13 protein-coding genes are annotated in these 17835 nt (G+C 58.8%); 9 read left to right on the top strand and 4 right to left on the bottom strand.

Annotation, left to right across the window (positions count from 1 at the left end):
- Window positions 1–461 precede the first annotated feature (461 nt).
- Window positions 462–1463: a cupin domain-containing protein gene (locus ACMFWR_RS15585; RefSeq protein ID WP_413192511.1), complete on the bottom strand. Its 1002-nt coding sequence runs from the start codon at window positions 1461–1463 to the stop codon at window positions 462–464.
- Between the two features lie 216 nt (window positions 1464–1679).
- On the opposite strand from ACMFWR_RS15585, the gene ACMFWR_RS15580 reads away from it, so the two are divergent.
- The 6 genes from ACMFWR_RS15580 (at window position 1680) to ACMFWR_RS15555 (ending at window position 5714) form a co-directional block, all read left to right on the top strand.
- Window positions 1680–2267 (top strand): SDR family NAD(P)-dependent oxidoreductase, encoded by a 588-nt coding sequence (locus ACMFWR_RS15580; protein ID WP_413192510.1) that lies wholly within the window; start codon window positions 1680–1682, stop codon window positions 2265–2267.
- A 98-nt stretch (window positions 2268–2365) separates the two neighbouring features.
- Window positions 2366–2914: a DUF4863 family protein gene (locus ACMFWR_RS15575; RefSeq protein WP_413192509.1), complete on the top strand. Its 549-nt coding sequence runs from the start codon at window positions 2366–2368 to the stop codon at window positions 2912–2914.
- A 216-nt stretch (window positions 2915–3130) separates the two neighbouring features.
- Window positions 3131–3568 (top strand): carboxymuconolactone decarboxylase family protein, encoded by a 438-nt coding sequence (locus tag ACMFWR_RS15570; protein ID WP_413192508.1) that lies wholly within the window; start codon window positions 3131–3133, stop codon window positions 3566–3568.
- Between the two features lie 517 nt (window positions 3569–4085).
- Entirely contained in the window at window positions 4086–4646 is a 561-nt protein-coding gene (locus ACMFWR_RS15565) for an isochorismatase family protein (RefSeq protein WP_413192507.1), read from the top strand.
- Between the two features lie 2 nt (window positions 4647–4648).
- Window positions 4649–5119 carry a GNAT family N-acetyltransferase gene (locus ACMFWR_RS15560; RefSeq protein WP_413192506.1) on the top strand — a complete coding sequence of 157 codons (471 nt, stop codon included), beginning with the start codon at window positions 4649–4651 and terminating at the stop codon, window positions 5117–5119.
- 139 nt (window positions 5120–5258) lie between these two features.
- On the top strand, window positions 5259–5714 hold the full coding sequence (locus ACMFWR_RS15555; RefSeq protein WP_413192505.1) for a nucleotidyltransferase family protein: 456 nt from the start codon (window positions 5259–5261) through the stop codon (window positions 5712–5714).
- A 333-nt stretch (window positions 5715–6047) separates the two neighbouring features.
- On the opposite strand, the gene ACMFWR_RS15550 is transcribed toward ACMFWR_RS15555, so the two are convergent.
- Window positions 6048–7628, bottom strand: a complete 1581-nt coding sequence (locus ACMFWR_RS15550) for a winged helix-turn-helix domain-containing protein (RefSeq protein WP_413192504.1) — start codon at window positions 7626–7628, stop codon at window positions 6048–6050.
- Window positions 7629–7806: 178 nt separating this feature from the next.
- Here ACMFWR_RS15550 and cueO point away from each other — a divergent pair, with 178 nt between their 5' ends.
- Complete coding sequence (gene cueO / locus ACMFWR_RS15545; protein WP_413192503.1) at window positions 7807–9360, top strand: multicopper oxidase CueO; 1554 nt, start codon at window positions 7807–7809, stop codon at window positions 9358–9360.
- Window positions 9361–9895: 535 nt separating this feature from the next.
- Here the strand turns inward: cueO and ACMFWR_RS15540 are convergent.
- Window positions 9896–12088 (bottom strand): putative bifunctional diguanylate cyclase/phosphodiesterase, encoded by a 2193-nt coding sequence (locus ACMFWR_RS15540; protein WP_413192502.1) that lies wholly within the window; start codon window positions 12086–12088, stop codon window positions 9896–9898.
- Window positions 12089–13489: 1401 nt separating this feature from the next.
- Between ACMFWR_RS15540 and ACMFWR_RS15535 the strand changes: the two genes are divergently transcribed.
- Together ACMFWR_RS15535 and ACMFWR_RS15530 are read left to right on the top strand one after the other, a co-directional pair.
- Window positions 13490–14644, top strand: coding sequence for a branched-chain amino acid ABC transporter substrate-binding protein (locus tag ACMFWR_RS15535; RefSeq protein ID WP_413192501.1), 1155 nt, complete (start codon window positions 13490–13492; stop codon window positions 14642–14644).
- An 18-nt stretch (window positions 14645–14662) separates the two neighbouring features.
- Window positions 14663–16753, top strand: coding sequence for an ATP-binding protein (locus ACMFWR_RS15530; protein ID WP_413192500.1), 2091 nt, complete (start codon window positions 14663–14665; stop codon window positions 16751–16753).
- A gap of 3 nt (window positions 16754–16756) precedes the next feature.
- Here the strand turns inward: ACMFWR_RS15530 and ACMFWR_RS15525 are convergent, their stop codons facing one another.
- Entirely contained in the window at window positions 16757–17779 is a 1023-nt protein-coding gene (locus tag ACMFWR_RS15525; protein WP_413192499.1) for a diguanylate cyclase, read from the bottom strand.
- Window positions 17780–17835 lie beyond the last annotated feature (56 nt).

Below are 17835 nucleotides of genomic sequence, written 5' to 3'. Positions count from 1 at the left end.
GGCTCAACGGCGTCTCGGATGCGACCTCGTAAACGCGCACGGTCAAAATCTTGCGAAGATCGTTGTGGCAGCTGAGCGCACGCCACGGTGTGCCGTTGAAGCTACGAGCGGATCGGGAGAGTGGTCGATAGTCAGAGCAGCCGGTAACGAGCGGCAGCATCTGAATGTGTAGCGGACATTGACGCGAACGCATCAACAGTCCGAATTGGGTCGGAAGTACGCGTTGGCGATTGGCCGCTATAAGGAAGCAAAATACCGATGACCGCTTTGCGGCGATAAGTTCGAAGCGCGGATGGACTCAGCCCGACCCATTTGCGCCCTCTACATCTTCCCTGTAAACAGCCCTGAATGCCGCAAACCGGTTACTTGCTCCCGGCGACCAACGATTCGTTGACTAGCGCGGCGAAGACTCACCGAGAGGATTCAGTCGAGGTGGCTATCGGCGCTCGCGTCCATCGCAATCAAACCCTGCTTCGTGCCTCCGAGCGGTACCGGCTGGGACTCTGACCAAACATCCTTTTAAAAGTCGAACTAAACGTCGTTTCGGAAGCGTAGCCCACTGCTGCTGCGATGCTCGAAAGACTGTCGTTACCCGTCTTCAAGGCATCTCGCGCAATCGTCATGCGCCAGCGGATCAGGTACTCCAACGGAGGCAAGCCCACAAGATCCTTGAAACGGTCAATGAACGCGGTGCGTGACATGCCGACCTTCAACGCGAGTTCCTCCACTTTCCAGCGGCGCGCTATTTCTTCATGCACCATCCTGAGCGCGGCGCCGATCCTTGGATCTGCCAACGCGCCAAGCCAGCCTGCTGATCTAGGGTTTGCGGCGAGATGGGCCCGCAGGATATTTACCAGCACGATATTCGCGACGCTGCTTGCAATCGCGGCCGCTCCGGGGCGAACGAACTCTGTCTCCGCCCTGATCAATTCGAGCGCCGCACTCAACGATCTGGCATCCGGAGAATTCGCGGAAACGAGAACAAGCGGGGGCAGCATATTGAGCATCAACCCGCTCATGTCACCGTCGAATTCAAACAGACCTCCGACGCTGATCGCACGCATCTCTCCCTGTCCATGGCGAACAATTCTGTCCGCCCCAATCTTGTCGGAAAGCACTTTCTCCCCGTCGTGCGGTTCCACGCCAGGATCACTGGCGAAACAGTAGGGTAAGCCGTCAGTGAGTAGGCAAAAGTCCCCCGCGCTCAACTTCGCGGGGGCGGTGACACCTTCGATCCACACCCATCGATCACCCTTTAGCACTCCTACGAATTTGATATGGCGATAGGCAGAAAATCTCAAGGCCCAAGGTTCGGCCGCTTCAAAGCGCGCCGAAAGCACGCTTTTGACCTTCAGCAGCGAAAACACGTCGGAGAGTGGGTCCATCAGAGATTTGTACGATTCGATAGAAAAAATGGTTAATTGATTATGGATCGAACGCGTTATCTGAGCAAGAATCTTCACTCACGCAGACCAAGAGGCCATTCCGGGTCCACGACGCAACACCTGGTGTTTCTCGCCGTAGGAACACGCGGGCGTGCCTCGTTCCTAGCCCGACAAAGGAGTTACGTCGCTGATGTGCTCAATTGAATTGACCCATGTGGAACGCCTTCTCCACGTAGATCCGATCGCTCATGCGGCAAAGAGCAGCAGCTATCGCAAGAACCTGGAGGTGTCCTCATGATAATCGCACTGATTACCGGAGCCGGCCGTGGCATCGGCGCGGCCATTGCGCTGACTCTGGCGGCACAAGGGCACCGGGTCGTCGTCAACCACCGCGACAGCGCCGCTGACGCCGTATGCCATCAGCTCGTTTGCCAACCTGAGCTGGGAGCAACTCGGGGGCAAGCTGGACACCGAACTGCGTGCCGCATTCCTGATAACGAAGGCAGTGGTGCCGGGGATGATCTCTCGTGGCCACGAGCGATTGATCTATATGAGTGCGTTACCGTCGCGTCGCGTCGCGCGCGTGAGGGGATGATTGCGCTGGGGACCGCCAAGGCGGCCTTGGACCAGTTCGTACGATACATCGCGCTGGAGCTAGCACCGCATGGAATCACCGCCAATCTCGTCGCACCTACTACGGTGGAGGGCGGCACTGCGGATAGGTTGATCCCACCCCAACGCCTGCAGGCGATCGCCGCGGCGATACCGATGAAACGCCCTGCACGAGCCACTGACGTAGCCCAAACGGTGGCATTTCTGGCTAGCCTGGGTGCGGGCTTCACCACCGGTCACTACGTTCCAGTGAGCGGTGGGCTCGACTAACCAAGGCGATCAATCTGCTTCCATCCGTCGTCGATCCAGAGGGTGCTTTACGCGTCATACCATCGGCCTCGCCATTGTTCACAGGTGCTATGTCAGATATGTCTCAGATTCAATTCGCAAGTCACAAAAACGAACTTGTCGCTTGTCTTATCCCTTTGCTGCAAGAGGTCAAAGACATGACCCCGGGCAATGCGGTCGAGCAATGGCTCAATAAAAAATACGGTGTTGGAAGCGAGCTGTACAAGGGGTTGGCACGTTTGGCCACCGTGGGCGTGCAGGAAGGCTGGGCGGCCGACACTGAAATTGCCGGGCCGCGCTATCGGCGCTCACAAGTCGGTGCCCCCGTCGCGGAGACGTATTTTTTCAGCGTCACAGCGGTGCTGCTGGACAGCACCGACAACGCCCAGGACAACCCTGAGAGCAGCATTCGCGCGGGCTATCACTTGCACCCATATGGCGAGATTAATTTGGTTGTGCCGCTCAATGAAGGCGCCGCGCTCGCAGGTCCGAACGGCTGGTGCTATGGCGGCTGGACCGCTCCCGCGCCGGGCAGCCACCACTTTCCGGAAGTGAAGGGTGGCGCCGTGATCTCCCTAACTTTTCTGCCTGCTGGGCGGATTGCGTTCGACGTCAAGCCGCAGGATTGAAACACGCCAAGCGAAGCGACGTGGCCGGGCGGGATCCGGACTGGTCTTCTGAGTCGGCAGGCAGTATTCCTCACGCGACTCGACACGGATCTCGCGAATTGGTGTGTGCAACGACGGCTTGCACCAATTGCACGAGAGTGCTCCGCATGGCACCCCATCGCAACTCGTCCGGGTGACGCAGTCGCGCTTTACTCTAAACCATCCCTAGGAACCAACATGAACCAGCGCCTCAATTTCGCTGAAGCCAGCCCGAATGCAATCAAAGCCTTGCTCGCGCTTGAAGAGCAGATCGGCAAGTCATCGCTTGAAAAGTCTCTTAGAGAACTCGTGCGCCTGCGTGCGTCACAGATCAACGGATGTGCCTTCTGCGTCGACATGCACGCGAACGATGCACGCAACGCCGGTGAAACCGATCGCCGATTGGCGACCGTGGTCGTCTGGCGAGAAACTCCATTCTTCACGGAGCGCGAGCGTGCCGCGCTGGAATGGACGGAAGCCGTCACGCTCGTGTCGTACGATCACGTACCTGACGCGGTTTGGGTAGCGGTCAAGCCACATTTCAACGACGAGGAGATTGTCGACCTGACGTTGCTCGTTGCGGCGATCAACACCTGGAACCGCTTTGCGATTTCCTTCCGTAAGACGCCGGTTTGAACAACGAGTCACAAAGCCCTTTGCGTTCAGGTACCCTCCGGGGGTTGCGCCGCATCGATTGCACCGCGCGCTGTTCGATGCCCGGCGCGCTATCCGCGTGGGAGGTTGTCCGTGATTGACCGATGGGGTCAGGTCGCCAACGGCCGCTTGCGAACACTCCGGTTCGAAAAACCTGAGATTGACCGACTGACCGGTTCGGAGAAAAGCATCTGACCGAAGTGGGTCGGGAGTACGCGCTGACGACAGACCGCTTTCGAGAGACCAAATTCGGGCGACCGCTTTTCGGCGACGAGTTGAAGGACGGGGCTGACGCGACCCGACCCAATTCGGCCGGCTGACGGACCGTGCTCGACGTCCGTTTCGGAGCGGAGAACCGACACTTGGCTTAGCCAGAACGAACTTCTTCGCAGTCGATCCTCGCGGACCATCTCGCGCAAACTCATGGCGGCTAAGCCGTCTACCATGACAGATCGCGGAGTCCGCTAAGATGCTTATTTTCCGACCATAGGAATTGCCCATGACCACGTTGGCCGGCCGGCACAACATAGCCCTCGTTGTGATTGATCTTCAAATTGGAGTAGTCGCGAATGCACATCGCCGCGACGAAGTGCTCGGCGCAGTTAGCACACTCGTCGACCGGGCTCGATCCGCTCAGGTGCCGGTCGTTTGGGTTCGGCATTCCGACGAGGATCTAGAGTCGGGAAGCAACGCTTGGCAAATCGTCAGCGAGCTTTCGCCGTTGCCAGATGAAGCTATCGTGGAAAAGAGTTATCGCGACGCGTTCGAAGGTACGAAGCTAGAGGACGTGCTCGCAGATCTCAATGTCGGCAAACTCATTGTGACGGGTGCACAGACCGATATGTGCATTCGCTCGACGTTGCATGGCGCTCTCGCGCGAGGCTATGATGCGACGCTGGTCAGCGATGCTCACACGACAGAGGACATGTCGCGATGGGGAGCACCACCGCCGAGCGCCGTCGTAACCCATACCAACCTGTATTGGAGTAGTCAGAGGGCGCCGGGGCGGCTGGGTGGCGTGATCCAGAGTAAAGACGTTAAGTTCGAACGTTCGAATTAGCGATGTCGAACGATTACACCGCTTTGACAATTCGGAATGCGGCTCCCGATGACGCATCTGCAATCGGCGCGCTCTATCGGCAGTTGGTTAGTGATCCTCACGTGCGAGTAGACAGCAGTCGAATCCAAACAATTCTTCATGATCCGCGTACCTGTCTTTTCGTTTGCGACGTGAACGGCCAGGTCGTTGCCACCGCGTTGGTATCTCTCTGCTTTGATGTGATGTACGGAGATCAGCCCTTTGCGGTCGTGGAAAACGTTGTGGTCGACACGCAGCATCGCGGAAACGGAATCGGTGAAAAGCTTTTGCACGAGATCGAGCGATTCTGCGCCGACAAAGATTGTTCAAAAATCACGTTGACGAGCAGCGCGTCGAGAGTGGATGCGCATCGATTTTTTGAACGCGTGGGTTTTTTATCTGATGCAAAGCGAGCATTCGTGAAGTATCGCAGGCAGTTTTCACTTACGCACTGAACATCATCTGACTCTTATGCCGTCACCTGACTTCGAAGCCCGCCTCGTGAGCCTTGCCCGAAACTCATCGTGGTTTTGGCCCGCGCTTGTATCCGTACGAAGTCTTAACCTGTCGTCCTGGTGCATCGGTGCTGGAGCGGTGCGCAACCTCGTGTGGGATTCGCTACATCAATATGAAGAGCCGTCGGTATTGCCGGATATCGATGTCGCCTACTTCGACGAGACTGATCTTTCGAAAGAACATGAAGCGCTTCTTCGGGCTCGACTCGTGAGCGCCCATGCGCAACTTCCATGGGAAGTGACTAACCAAGCGGCAGTCCACACGTGGTACGAGGGCGCATTTGGTTTTACCGTTCCGGCACTGCAGTCGCTCGAGGAAGCAACTGCGTCGTGGCCTGAATACGCCACGTCAGTCGGTTTGTCTTTACTCCCTGACGACTCAATCAGAGTAATCGCGCCTTATGGATTGGAAGACCTGTTCGGCATGGTGGTGCGCTGGAATCCATTGCGTGCCGACGTGGCCACCTATCGGAAGCGTGTCGAGCAGAAGCGGTACCGCGAACGCTGGCCGCAAGCGGTCATCGTTCCTTCCTGAACCGAAACATCTACCAATCGGCCCAGTCGACATCGCGCATGGTCAATCAACGCACGGCCATAGATCGCCACAAAGCAGCCGTGTCAACGGCCGCACCGCTGCCGGGACGAGACATTCGCTGTTCAGCATTCAATGCCCGCTCCTGGCCGATCGGGTGAGGTCATCAACGTCCGCTTTACGGTGCTCCAGTCCGGGAAACCCTGATTCGGCTGACTGACCGCTTTTGAGAGGCTCGTATGACCGGAGTGGGTCGACAGCGGAAGCAAAAGCGTCTTGCCGGTCTAGACGTGGATGTCGATCTCAAGCTACGGCACCCGGTCAAACGTCCTCAGCTTAACCTCGATTCGTGCCGCCAGCCGCTGTCAGCGAAGGCCCCGCAGAATTCCTCACCGATTCACCGCAGGCCGCGAAGGCGTTCACAAAGCGGTCGATGATTAATCCATCTCGCATGAACGACAGGAATTCCCGCAAGCTGCCCATCCATTCTGGATCGACCTGGCGTAGCCGCGCCAGCGCCTCCCGCGCTTCGTTCAACCGTCCCAATTCGACGGCCGCGACGACCGTGGAACGTAGGCATGGTGGAAAATCGGGCAGATGCGAAGCGGCGCGTCGCAATTCGACCAAGGCCTCTTCACGCTTCCCTGTCGCTAGTAGCACGGTGCCGAACGCGGTCCGCGGTCCGGCAGCGCCGAACGATTCGAGCGCGATCGCTGGTTGCAGAGCAAGGAGCGCTTCGTCGGCTTCGCCGCTGATCAGAAGTGCAACTGCGGCCATCGTGCGCGGACCGACGGAGGCCAGCGTACTAAGCCCCACCGCCATGCGGGCATTCTCCGCAGCCGTATCCCAATGCCTCGATCGGGCCAGCGCATACGCGAATGCCGCCACAGCGAAGGCAGACCGCGGCTTTAACTCGACCGCCTGTCGAGCGAAATCGAGCGCTCTCCGGCTTTCGATAGTGCGGTCTTGGCTGCGCGTGACGTGCAAGCGGTTCATCAGGATCATCGCAATGTAGGCATGCGCAATTGCAATCCCCCGGTCCATCGCGATGGCGTGCAGAAAGTGCTGCTCTGCCTCCTGCTTCTCGCCCTCGTTTCCGCGGCCATAAAGCGCTGCGCCTAACCGGACGAAGTCATAAGCCCTGAGCGCTGGCACCGGCTTGTGCCGGGCGCGGCGTAAGCCTTCGGCCATCACCAGCGTCTCCAACCGCGCGAAGAGGACCGCCAAGGCCTCCTCACGTTGATTCGGAGGAGGGAGGCTCACCTGATCGGCCCACACAACTCGGCCGTTGTCAGCCTCTTCGAGCAGCAGCGATAGCTGCGGTTGCTCGCCGCCGCACCGTACCGCGCCAGACAGGAGAAAGCTCTCGGGCGGCAACGGCTGCGTCGCCCGAGTCTGGACCAGAACCATCTCGGATCGGCTAAAGGACCTCAATAACTCCGCGCCGAGGAAGCGGGCGAAACGCTGCGCCTCGACGTCGTTCGATTGCGGCTCGAGGGCCTCGAATACCAAAAGGTCACAATCAGGCAGTAATGCGCCAGGCTCCAGTTTAGGCGGTGCTAGAGCTGGGACGCGAGTATTCGCCGGGGCAATGTCTCGCAGCACCGGCGTCGCCAGCACATAGCCACGACGCGGCAAGGTACGCAGCACGGAAGTCGCGCGATCGCCAAGTGCCCGCCGCAGATCGCCCACGCATTGCGTCAGGCTGTCATCGGTCACCGCGAGGCCAGCCCAGAGGGCATCAAGCAACGCATTCCGCGAATGCAATACGCCGGGGCGTTCAAGGAGATAGAGCAGCAGCGCGTAACCCTTCGGGCGCAACATAATTTCGGCCCCGCCCGCACCGCGCAGCGTGCCGCTCGCCGTATCCAGGGCGAATTCGTCAAATCGGAAGACTGCGCGATCCTCGGCACTCATGGCTGGTCCGCTCCCGTTCGTCCCTGCAAATGATATCCGAACCCAGAGACGCCTAAATCTCGGCAAAAGTTCGCCTGCTGTTCGGGACTTCCACCCAGCCACAACCTAGACTTATCGAGTTCGATAGTCGTACAGACCAATGAACTCGGCGATTTAGCGTATATCCCAGGAAATCACTATGACGCCTATGTCGCGCCGTGAGGCGCTCCTGACCGTTGCCGCACTCGGTGCGCTCGCAGCGCGCCCCGTCTGGGCCAGCAACAGCCGGAATAGCCTACCCATTCCCCACGAACGCAGACCCAATGCGCAGGGCGTGATTGCCTTCGACGCGCGTAGCGCCACCCGACGTTTCCTGCCGAGCCGGAGCACGCCGACCTACGGCTATGACGGAGCCTTCCTCGGGCCGGCGTTGCGCGTGCGGCGCGGTCAGTCGGTGACGATCGACTTTACCAACCGCCTGCCCGAGCCGACGACCTTGCATTGGCACGGGCTGATCATTCCTGGTGATGTCGATGGCGGCCCGCACCGGCCAGTCGCCCCCGGTGATCGCTGGAGACCCACGCTGCTCGTCGACCAACCCGCCGCGACGCTGTGGTTTCATCCGCATTTCTATCCCTCCACCGCAGCGCAGGTGATCAAGGGCTTGGCCGGCCTCCTGATCGTCGACAGCGACGAGACGGATCGGCTAGAGTTGCCCTCGCGCTGGGGCATCGACGACATTCCGTTGATCATCCAGGATCGCCGCTTCCGCAGTGATGGGGCCTTCTTCGACACGATGAACATCATCACGGCGATCAACGGATACACCGGCAACCGGCCGCTGGTCAATGGCATTGAATATCCCGAGGCGCGCACCGCGCGCGGTTGGGTGCGACTGCGCGTGTTGGACGGATCGAATGCGCGCAGCTATCGGCTGAGTGCGTCGGACAGTCGCTCGCTCTTTGTTATTGGATCCGATGGCGGACTGCTCGAGCGTCCGGTCGAGGTGAACGAGCTCATCATCCACGCCGGCGAGCGCTTCGAGTTGATGGTGGATTGCCGTTCCGGCAAGCCGTTCGACCTGGTCACGCAGCCCGAAGGCGCTGCCATCATGCGGCTTCCTCCTTTCGATGCGCCGGTGCGCCTGTTGACCATTCGGCCCGAAGAGGCGGAGGGAAAGGGAAAGCTTCCCGACGTACTGGCGTCGCTTCCCTCGTTGCCGGCAGAGCCGCCCGCAGTCAGCCAGGAGCTAGTCATGAATATGTTCCGCGATGAGGCGGGCATGATGCCGCTGATGAAGGCCGGCCTGACGATGGGGATGGCGCCTGCAGGGCCTGTCGCACCGGAAGTCATCGCCCGCGTTACGCGATTGATCGAGGGCCAGCCAGCCCTGTCGATTGCCGAGCAGCTCGCGCTCAACGGCGTGAACGGCAAGGCCTACACGCTGAACCAACCGGGGTTCACTGCCGGTCGCGGCGTCGGATTGCGCTGGCGGGTTTCCGAAGGCGACGACAAGATGCTGCATCCCGTGCACATTCACGGCTGCCAGTTCCGCATCCTGTTGGAGAATGGAAAGCCACCGCAGCCGCATCGCGCTGGCTGGAAGGACATCGCACCGATCATGAATGCTGGTACCAGCGAGTTGCTGGTGAGCTTTCCTCATCCGGCGGCAGCCGATGCGCCGTACATGGCGCACTGCCATATTCTCGAGCATGAGGACTCCGGCATGATGACGCAGTTTACGGTGGCCTGAAAGCACCGACTTCGCCATGTCGCCCACTGTCTCGGGGTTGGAATCGTGTACGTGCTTCGGACAAGAACGCCCGCTCTGTTTTTTTGCACTCCAGCCCTCGCGGTACACGACATGTTCCGAAATGCTGCGGACTCGTCTCCGTTGGCTTCAAATGACGGCGAACGTTCGAGAGTTGGCGATCTTCGACTTCGCGATAGAAGGCAAAGTGCGCGCATGCAACCTTACGCGCATTTCGGTTCGTGGCATCTGCCACGGCATTCAAGTCGCGGCCCGAGCTATTGGGTTGCAGCGGAAGACCCAGCGGCCCATCCAGTTTGAAATCACGGAATAGACCTGTGAAAGCGCCCAGACTCGGATTGCGGCGCGTGGACTACAACCGAACGATTTTCTTTTCCCGAGCCGGCTACATTGATCGACTCATCTATCGACGCGGCAGTGTGCCCGGATCGTGTACGAATGGATCGCCGCGCTTGGTCTCGATAAGGCACGCGACACGCATACGTTCGACGAACCAGAGTGTCATTGATACATTCCATCACGCGCAAGCGATCGCGGAGTACCGGCGCTCGGTAGCAAACCGCTGGGTAAATTCCCGCGCCGGCAATGGTGCGGCGAAAAAGTACCCTTGTCCCTCACTGCAACCGAGGCGGCGCAGTGTATTGATTTGTTCTGCTGTTTCAATGCCTTCGGCGGTTGTGTCGAGGTCAAAACTCTGCGCCATGTTGAGGATCGCTTGAATAACCGAGACGTCTCTATCTGACTTCGTCATGCCAAGCACAAACGATCGATCAATCTTGAGACGGGTGAGCGGGTATCTCTTCAACAAGCTCAACGAGGCGTAACCTGTCCCGAAGTCATCGAAAGCAATGCCGACATGATGCTCACGCAAACGCTCGATCGCGTTCAAGACATTGTCGTCATCGAGCGCGATGTTTTCTGTGATCTCGAGTTCGATCGCTTGCGGCGGAAGCCCATGTCGTCTCAGCGCCTCGAGAACGTCATCAACAAGATGACCGACGCGGAACTGGATCCCGAAAATATTGATACCCATACGAAGCTCGGGCAGTCCGTTTCTGCGCCAAAACGCCGCTTGGGCACACGCCTCGTCAAGTACCCAGGCGCCCACGGTTGACGCTAAGGGTCCTTGTTCAAGAGACGGAAGGAAAGCCGCGGGAGAAAGAAGACCGCGCTGGGGGTGTCGCCAACGTATTAGCGCTTCTGCGCCGGTCAGTTTACCGGTAGCGAGGTGCACTTGCGGCTGATAGAAAAGAAGGAACTCGCCGTCGCTGACCGCGCGTTGCAATTCGATGTTGTACAGCCGCTTTGCCACCGTTTCCATCCGAAGCGCCGGTGTGTAGATAAAGGTGTGCCCGCGGCCTGTGCGCTTCGCTTTTCGTACGGCGAGATCTGCTGCGCCGATGACTTCAAGTGCCTCCTGTCCATGTTCGGGGGCAAGCGCGACTCCGACACAAGCGGTGACACGGACCTCAAACCCATCAATTTGCATCGGTACGGCGATGGTGGCACTTATTTGCTCGGCAATGCTGCGCCCGTATTCTGGAACGTTGGGGCCGCTCGCTAGCACGGCAAACTCGTCCGCACCTATGCGGGCAACCGTGTCGTTCGCATCGATGACTTCTTTCATGCGTCGGACCACCTCGACCAACACTTGATCACCCGCGGTATGTCCTAGTTCGTCATTGATGTCTTTGAATCCGTCTAAATCGAGTATCAGGACAGCAGCGGAACGAGCCGCTTCGAGTACCTGTTCTGTCTCCTGATAGAAGCTCGCGCGGCTCGCCGCGCCCGTCAGGACATCGGTATCAATCATTCGGCCCGACATCCTTGGGTTGTGTGAACCTGACAGATCCTGTAAGTGTGCGCTGAATGTAAGCTGGTCATCCTCGCGCCAGCAGAAAAGTGAGATGCCCAGTAAGAATTCGCTGCCGTCGCTGCAAAGCCCATGGACATGTGACGGCATCGTGAGCCCGTCGACCGAGCCTTGTTTGATGGCCTGCGCGATGAGTGTATGCAAGCACTCCCAATCTCGCTCTGGCGAAAGCATCTCGATCGTCAACGTCGACCAGTCGTCGATGTCATACCGGTAAAGCGCAGCCGCGCTAGCGTTCCAGTTGACGACGCGACCATGCTCGTCGAATCGAATCATCGCCGTCGGAGAGCTAGCGTCAATCACATTCTTTTTCGAAGCTTCGATTTCCATAGCGATTTCGATACGCCGAAGCTCCAGCCGGTCGGCCGCCATCTTTGCTAGATCCCGCAAGCGCTCCTCGTCGTCGTCCGAGAAGTCATAGTTCGGCTTCTGGTCGATGATGCACAGCGCCCCTAAAGGCAGGCCGTCGGTCGACAGAATGGGCACCCCAGCATAGAAGCGTAGGTGGGTGACACCCGTGACAAGTGGATTGTCATGGAATCGATCGTCGCGTGTGGCATCTGGCACAACCATGACATCGCTTTGTAGCATCGCGTGTGCGCAAAATGACGCATCGCGACCCATATCGACCTCAGCGGCATTGATGCCCCGTGCCGCCGCAAAGAACACATGGTCATTGCCGACAAGATTCACGGCGGCAACCGGCACTCCGAACATACGTGCGGCGATGCTGACGACGGAATCCAGACTCGGTAGTGGTCTATCTCGGCCAAGGCCGTACTTGGATAACGCTATCAGCCTTTCGGCCTCTTGTTGCGACGTTGGGGGACACTTCATGAAAAGTCTCCACGCTTAGGGAACACGCCTCACCGACAATAATCAATCAGCGAGCAGTAAAGACAACTATCCCGCAATTTGCGGATCATCCCATACGCGCCGGGAAACGAAATAAATCTTACTCGGGTGAATCGCGCGAATACGACAAAATTGGATATTTCTGCCCCGCGGCCTCGAAACTCACGAATGATGACTTTACCCGCAATTTGAGTGCCATGAACCCCAAAAAACTAAATACAGCGATGCTGGCGCTTATGACTCAGGGTCAAGGGCCATAATCCAGGGCATGGAATTCGTATCGTCCAATCCGGTAGGTTGATTGGATCGGGTAATGATTTTATTTGCTCCGGCGCAGGACATGGACAGTTGTCGTACCTAGCCCACTGTACGCTCAGCTGGGCGACGTGGTCGTAGTCACTATGGCCTTGTAGGCACATTGGGGCATCAGCTTCAGGAGCAGCGCGCGCAAGACACTCTATTCGGTTTCGGGACTCGCTCGCGGGCATCGCTGAGTGTCTCTTTTTGCGTCGTCGACCTAAAAGTTGCACCAATGCTCGCAATGACTGAATCCCGGACCGCACGTGCCAGGCATCTGAGTTGCAAGCGCACGTCAGGGACAACGTTGGCCATGCATGGCGCTTTCGATATCGATTGCCGGCGGTAGTCAAGCCTCAGGCCTCTTCCCACGACGACGGATACACGATAACGGCTCGCAATGCCTCTTGGCAAATATCCGGAGATGCTTGGCCGTTTCTCGAATAGCCATCCCTCGTGCACGCGAACGCGATCTCTAAGTGATTCTGATGGCGCGTAACGCCCTCCTGCAAACGTTAGAAGAGGAGGATTGAGGTGGACCGATGCGCGTAACCGCGCGAGTAGCATTTCGTGCGGCGTGCCCCCCACGCCGACTTCCTGCCAGTCGCGAAGGCAACACACGCAAATTACGTCGCCGTCGCCGCTCGTCTCGTGTGTAGCAGGGCGCAGCGTAGACTGGTCTGAAGGATGGAAAGGCTGCCAGTGAGCGCCACGGGACCGTTCAGCGGTTTGCGCCCGGGATAGCGCAATAGATAGCATGAACTTGCTGAGCTCATTTCTCAAACGTGGTGACGTAAAGCGCGATACAACGGAATGGAGAAAGCGTTGGAACAGATCCTCATATTGGAATCTTCTAAAGAGCAGGGCTGACCGAGTCGACCGCCGCAATCCGGTCGCCAAAAAAGAGTTTCAACGAAACCTAAAGAACTCAGTGTGGCGGCCGTAATTCATGCTGCGGCGCACTAGAGCGCGTTCGTGACGATCTCACCTGCGCCGGAAGAGATTCAAGCGTTTGGCTGAGGATTCAGCCGCCAACGACATGGCATCGCCAAACGCTCCCACTCGGCATATCAGAGAACCATCATCATGGGTCGTAAGCCGCTTCGCGCAATTCCAGCATTTTATAGCCATGGTTTCGCTATCGCGATTGCCGTGTTCTTCAGTCTCGCCATTTCATCATCGGCCGAGGCCGACCAGAAAGTCGCTGTTGTCGGGCCGATGACCGGATCGGAATCGGCGCACGGTATCGAATACGCAGCCGGCGTCAGACGCGCCATCAGTGAGATTAATTCCAAAGGCGGTCTGCTCGGGCAAAGGCTCACGTTTAGCATCGTCGACGACGCCTGCGATGCCGATCAATCTGAAGCCGCCGCTCAGCAAATTGTTGACGAGCGACCGGCTGTCGTCATAGGCCACTATTGTTCGGTCTGTAGCATCCGCGCCGCGCCGGTCTATGCGAAAGCGCGAATCGTACAGATCTCGCCAACCTCCACGAACCCCCGTCTGACCGACCTCGGCTTGCCAACGGTGTTTCGCATGGTTGGACGCGACGACAACCAAGGCCGCGCAGCAGTAAGCCGGATTGCAACGGCGTGGCCGCACGGAAGGATTGGGGTGCTTGACGATGGCGGGGTTTACGGAAAAGGGCTCGCGGATGTCGTCCGCGATGGCTTAAAAGCCCGCGGCATCAATCCAGTCTTGAGCGAAAGCTTCAAGCCGGGTGCACAGACATACTCCGAGATAGTCCGCCGGATGAAGGCAGCCTCAGTTCAAGCCGTGTTCATTGGCGCTTACGACCTCGACATTGCCGTGATCGCACGCGAAGTGTCGGCAGCGGGCCTGCATCTGACCATCCTTGCCGGTGATGCGTTGGTCGCGCCAAGTTTTTGGGACGCCGCCGGCAAAGCCGGCGAGAACCTGATTTTTACCTTCTCGCCGAATCCGCTCGATCTTCCCGCAGGCCGCGCGTTGATGGAATCGGCCCGCCGCGACGGTGTGGAATTCAGCGGACAAACAGTGCTTGCCTACGCGTCGGTCGAAGTATGGGCGGACGCTGTTCGCAAAGCCGGAACGTTCGATACGGCTGCGGTTGCGAAGGTGCTCCACTCCGATCAATTTGCAAGCACGATCGGCACGGTGCGTTTTGACTCGCATGGCGATGTGCAAGGCACACCCGGCGACTGGCTCTGGTATCGGTGGAAGGGCGGCAAGATCGAGCACGCTTTCGCTGCAGCCTCTTGACGCCGAAGGAGCGCAAAGATGGGTATTCGAGGTGTGCTGCTGGTGGCATTCGCGATCGTCTGGGGTTTCGTCGTGCTCGCTTCCGCGGCGGCGATCGAAGGCCTGACGCAAGTGACCGGAATTATTTCTGAAGTCACACAGCAACGCGCTTCGGCGATCGTCCAGTCGAGTGGCCTTGCTCGGCAGGCAGAACGCGCCATTACTGTTGCTATCACGGCAGCCCGCCCCATCTCAACAGTGCTGGACCCGGCCCTGTTCCAGCAACAGATCGACGAGATCAAGCAGGCCGAACAACGTCTGGCCTCCACTCAACGAGCACTCAACGAACGCCGCACACCTGAGCAGGCGGCAGTGCTCACGCTGGTCAATGAGGTGCTCGACAATATTCATGCACTTGTCGAGACGACACGTGAACGCCTTGCGGTGCGCGCGGCAGTGTCGACAGCGGTCTCTGCGGTCGCGAGTTCCGACCTAAGTTTCCAGCATGTGGCCGAACCCGAACGACGCGTGTTCGGATCTGATGTCGCCCACACGGTATCAGGGGCGCCGGCCATTGGCGTCGTCGCGAAAGTTCAGACACGGGATTCACGTCAACAGTTGGCAGCGCTCTATAACTTCGACCGTGTACAGCTCGAATTCGCTGCGGTCTATCGCTTGCTTACCGACGCCGCGCAGAGTCCGAGTGTGTCGGAACTCAACCTCCAGGCTGTTGTACTAAAGCGGGAGCTCGCGAATCTTAGGGACGATGCCGCCAGTCTGACCGGCACTACGCAAGCCGTCCGAGACGCCGCCGTTGTTCTTGGCGAACTGGCTGAAGCACCGGACGGCGTTATCCCTTTACGCCGTCGAGAGCTTGAGTTGCTGTCACGCAGCTCGCAACTGCTCGACAAGAACGCGGACATCTCGAAGCAGTTGCTCGACAAAGTCGATCATTTAGTTGCCGAGGACGATAACGCCTTGACCGCCGGGACGCGCCATGCCGTCGATGTGGCAGAACGCAGCACGCGCCGCATGATTGCGGTCGCCATCGTTGCCCTGATCTGCTCGTTACTAATCGTCTGGCTCTATGTGTTTCGTAATGTTGCGGTCCGGCTTGAGTTGATCCGACTTGCGATGCTACGGCTCGCAGGGGGCGACCTGACGGGGGATCTGCCTGAACAGCGCGCCGACGAGGTGGGCCGCATGGCAGCCACGCTTCACGTGTTTCGCGCGACCGCAGCGGCGGCGGATCGGCGCGAGCGCGCTCTCGAAAACGCCAAAGAGACTGCCGAAGCGGCACTCGCTCAACTTACCGAAGCACAAGAGAGTTTGGTGCGAGCCGAGAAGCTTGCGAGCCTCGGCCAGCTCGTCGCGGGTATCGCCCACGAAATCAACACGCCCGTTGGAATCGCGCTTGCAGCAGCGTCACAAGCGGCCGACGAAGCTGTCCGACTCAGGGAACTCATCTCGACAGGCAAACTCAAGCGCAGCGATCTCGACGACTATCTGGTGACCAACCAGGAATTGGCAGACATCCTGACGCGCAATTGCCAACGGGCCGGACAGCTGATTCATGATTTCAAGCAGGTCGCCGCTGATCAGACGAGTGGACAGCGACGTCGTTTCGATCTTAGAAATCATTTGCAGGAAACCTTGCATACGCTGCAGCATCGCCTCGAACGCGCGAAGGTTACGCTTGTCACAGATATTCCGGCAGGGATCGAAATGGACGGCGTACCTGGTTCGCTGAGCCAGATATTGATCAATTTGATCGAGAACGCGCTTGCCCATGCGTTTGTGCCCGGCCGTACCACCGGAACCCTAACCGTCTCTGTCTGTGCGGCCGGGGCTGAACACGTCGAGATCACCGTTGAGGATAACGGTAGCGGCATTGTCGCAGACGTGCTGCCGAGGATTTTCGACCCGTTCTTTACGACCAACCGTGGTTCGGGTAATACGGGCCTCGGCCTGCATATTGTCCACAACTTGATCACGGGCCAGCTCGGCGGAAACGTCGACGTGCGCAGCGTGGTTGGCCTGGGCACAAGGTTTGTCTTGCGCTTGCCGTTGCAGCTCGGAGCCGAATCGCCTTCTCTGGCCGTCGCAGCGACAACGGAAGGCCTTTCGTGATTTTTAGCTTAGGACGACATTCCGGCCTGCGGCCTTTGCACGATAGAGTGCGGCATCGGCTCTTGCCAGAGGCGCAGTAATATTTTCGTCACCGGGCGCAAGGAGTGCCGCGCCAAAGCTCGCTGTCACGCGAAGCGACGCAGCCACCGTGTCGAAAGGCTCCTGCTCCACTGCGGTGCGCACACGTTCGGCGACCGCAACGCTGGCCTCGTGGTCGCTGCGGGGTAGCAACAGCGCGAATTCTTCGCCACCAATCCGGGCGATCAGATCCGACGGTCGCACGTGACACTCAACGACCCGAGCGAAGCGCTGAAGGACCGCATCGCCGACCGCATGGCCGTAGTCGTCGTTGACGCGCTTAAAGTGATCGATATCCATGACGACAATAGCTAGCGGTAGCCCATCACGCCGAGCTGCCGCCACTTCGATATCGGCCCGTGCTTCAAAGTGGCGGCGATTCGCCACGCCGGTCAGCGGATCTATCATCGAAAGTTTTTCGAGCTCGCACGTGCGCGCGGCGACGCGCATCTCGAGTTCGCGCGACAGGTTTGCGAACTCGCAGAGCGTCTCATACGCACGCAGCGCGGCCACGACCGCCGTCGTAAGCTTTGCCGCCGTCATTTCCGCCTTGGCGACATATCCATCGACCTCGTAATCGAAAATGACATCCTGCTCGGGTGCCTGCCCCGGTTGGCCCGTACGCAGGATGATGCGCGTCTCCCTCAAGCCTAGGTCGGTGCGCACGGATCGCACGAGATCCAGACCGGCGACTTCGTTTTCCATTACGACGTCGATCAGCGCCAGCGCGATGTCATGTTCGTTTCGCAGCAGTTCGCGCGCATCTTTACCCGACGATGCGACCAGCAACTCGACGGTACGACCGCGAAAACGCAAGCGTTTCAGATTGAGTTGTGTGACTCGAAAGACATCCGGATCGTCGTCGACGACGAGAACACGCCACGGGGAGGGCGACGCCAGAGCCTCCGCATCCATTGTCTCGTCGGCGAAATTCAGTTCATCGTCCATAGGTGCGTCGTGATTGTCAGCGTCTTGGCGCTTCGACAATCCGTGTTCACGACGCT

Source organism: Pararobbsia alpina, assembly GCF_965118125.1.
GTDB lineage: Bacteria > Pseudomonadota > Gammaproteobacteria > Burkholderiales > Burkholderiaceae > Pararobbsia > Pararobbsia alpina_A.
Note: the sequence above shows the minus strand (reverse complement) of the source record. Positions and strands in the feature narration are given on the sequence as shown.

Bases quoted from the DNA above. Each gene is read 5' to 3' on its own strand.
- ACMFWR_RS15580 (WP_413192510.1), top strand. From the start codon at position 1,680: ATGATAATCGCACTGATTACCGGAGCCGGCCGTGGCATCGGCGCGGCC.
- ACMFWR_RS15575 (WP_413192509.1), top strand. From the start codon at position 2,366: ATGTCTCAGATTCAATTCGCAAGTCACAAAAACGAACTTGTCGCTTGT.
- ACMFWR_RS15570 (WP_413192508.1), top strand. From the start codon at position 3,131: ATGAACCAGCGCCTCAATTTCGCTGAAGCCAGCCCGAATGCAATCAAA.
- ACMFWR_RS15565 (WP_413192507.1), top strand. From the start codon at position 4,086: ATGACCACGTTGGCCGGCCGGCACAACATAGCCCTCGTTGTGATTGAT.
- ACMFWR_RS15560 (WP_413192506.1), top strand. From the start codon at position 4,649: ATGTCGAACGATTACACCGCTTTGACAATTCGGAATGCGGCTCCCGAT.
- ACMFWR_RS15550 (WP_413192504.1), bottom strand. From the start codon at position 7,628: ATGAGTGCCGAGGATCGCGCAGTCTTCCGATTTGACGAATTCGCCCTG.
- cueO (WP_413192503.1), top strand. From the start codon at position 7,807: ATGACGCCTATGTCGCGCCGTGAGGCGCTCCTGACCGTTGCCGCACTC.
- ACMFWR_RS15540 (WP_413192502.1), bottom strand. From the start codon at position 12,088: ATGAAGTGTCCCCCAACGTCGCAACAAGAGGCCGAAAGGCTGATAGCG.
- ACMFWR_RS15535 (WP_413192501.1), top strand. From the start codon at position 13,490: ATGGGTCGTAAGCCGCTTCGCGCAATTCCAGCATTTTATAGCCATGGT.
- ACMFWR_RS15530 (WP_413192500.1), top strand. From the start codon at position 14,663: ATGGGTATTCGAGGTGTGCTGCTGGTGGCATTCGCGATCGTCTGGGGT.
- ACMFWR_RS15525 (WP_413192499.1), bottom strand. From the start codon at position 17,779: ATGGACGATGAACTGAATTTCGCCGACGAGACAATGGATGCGGAGGCT.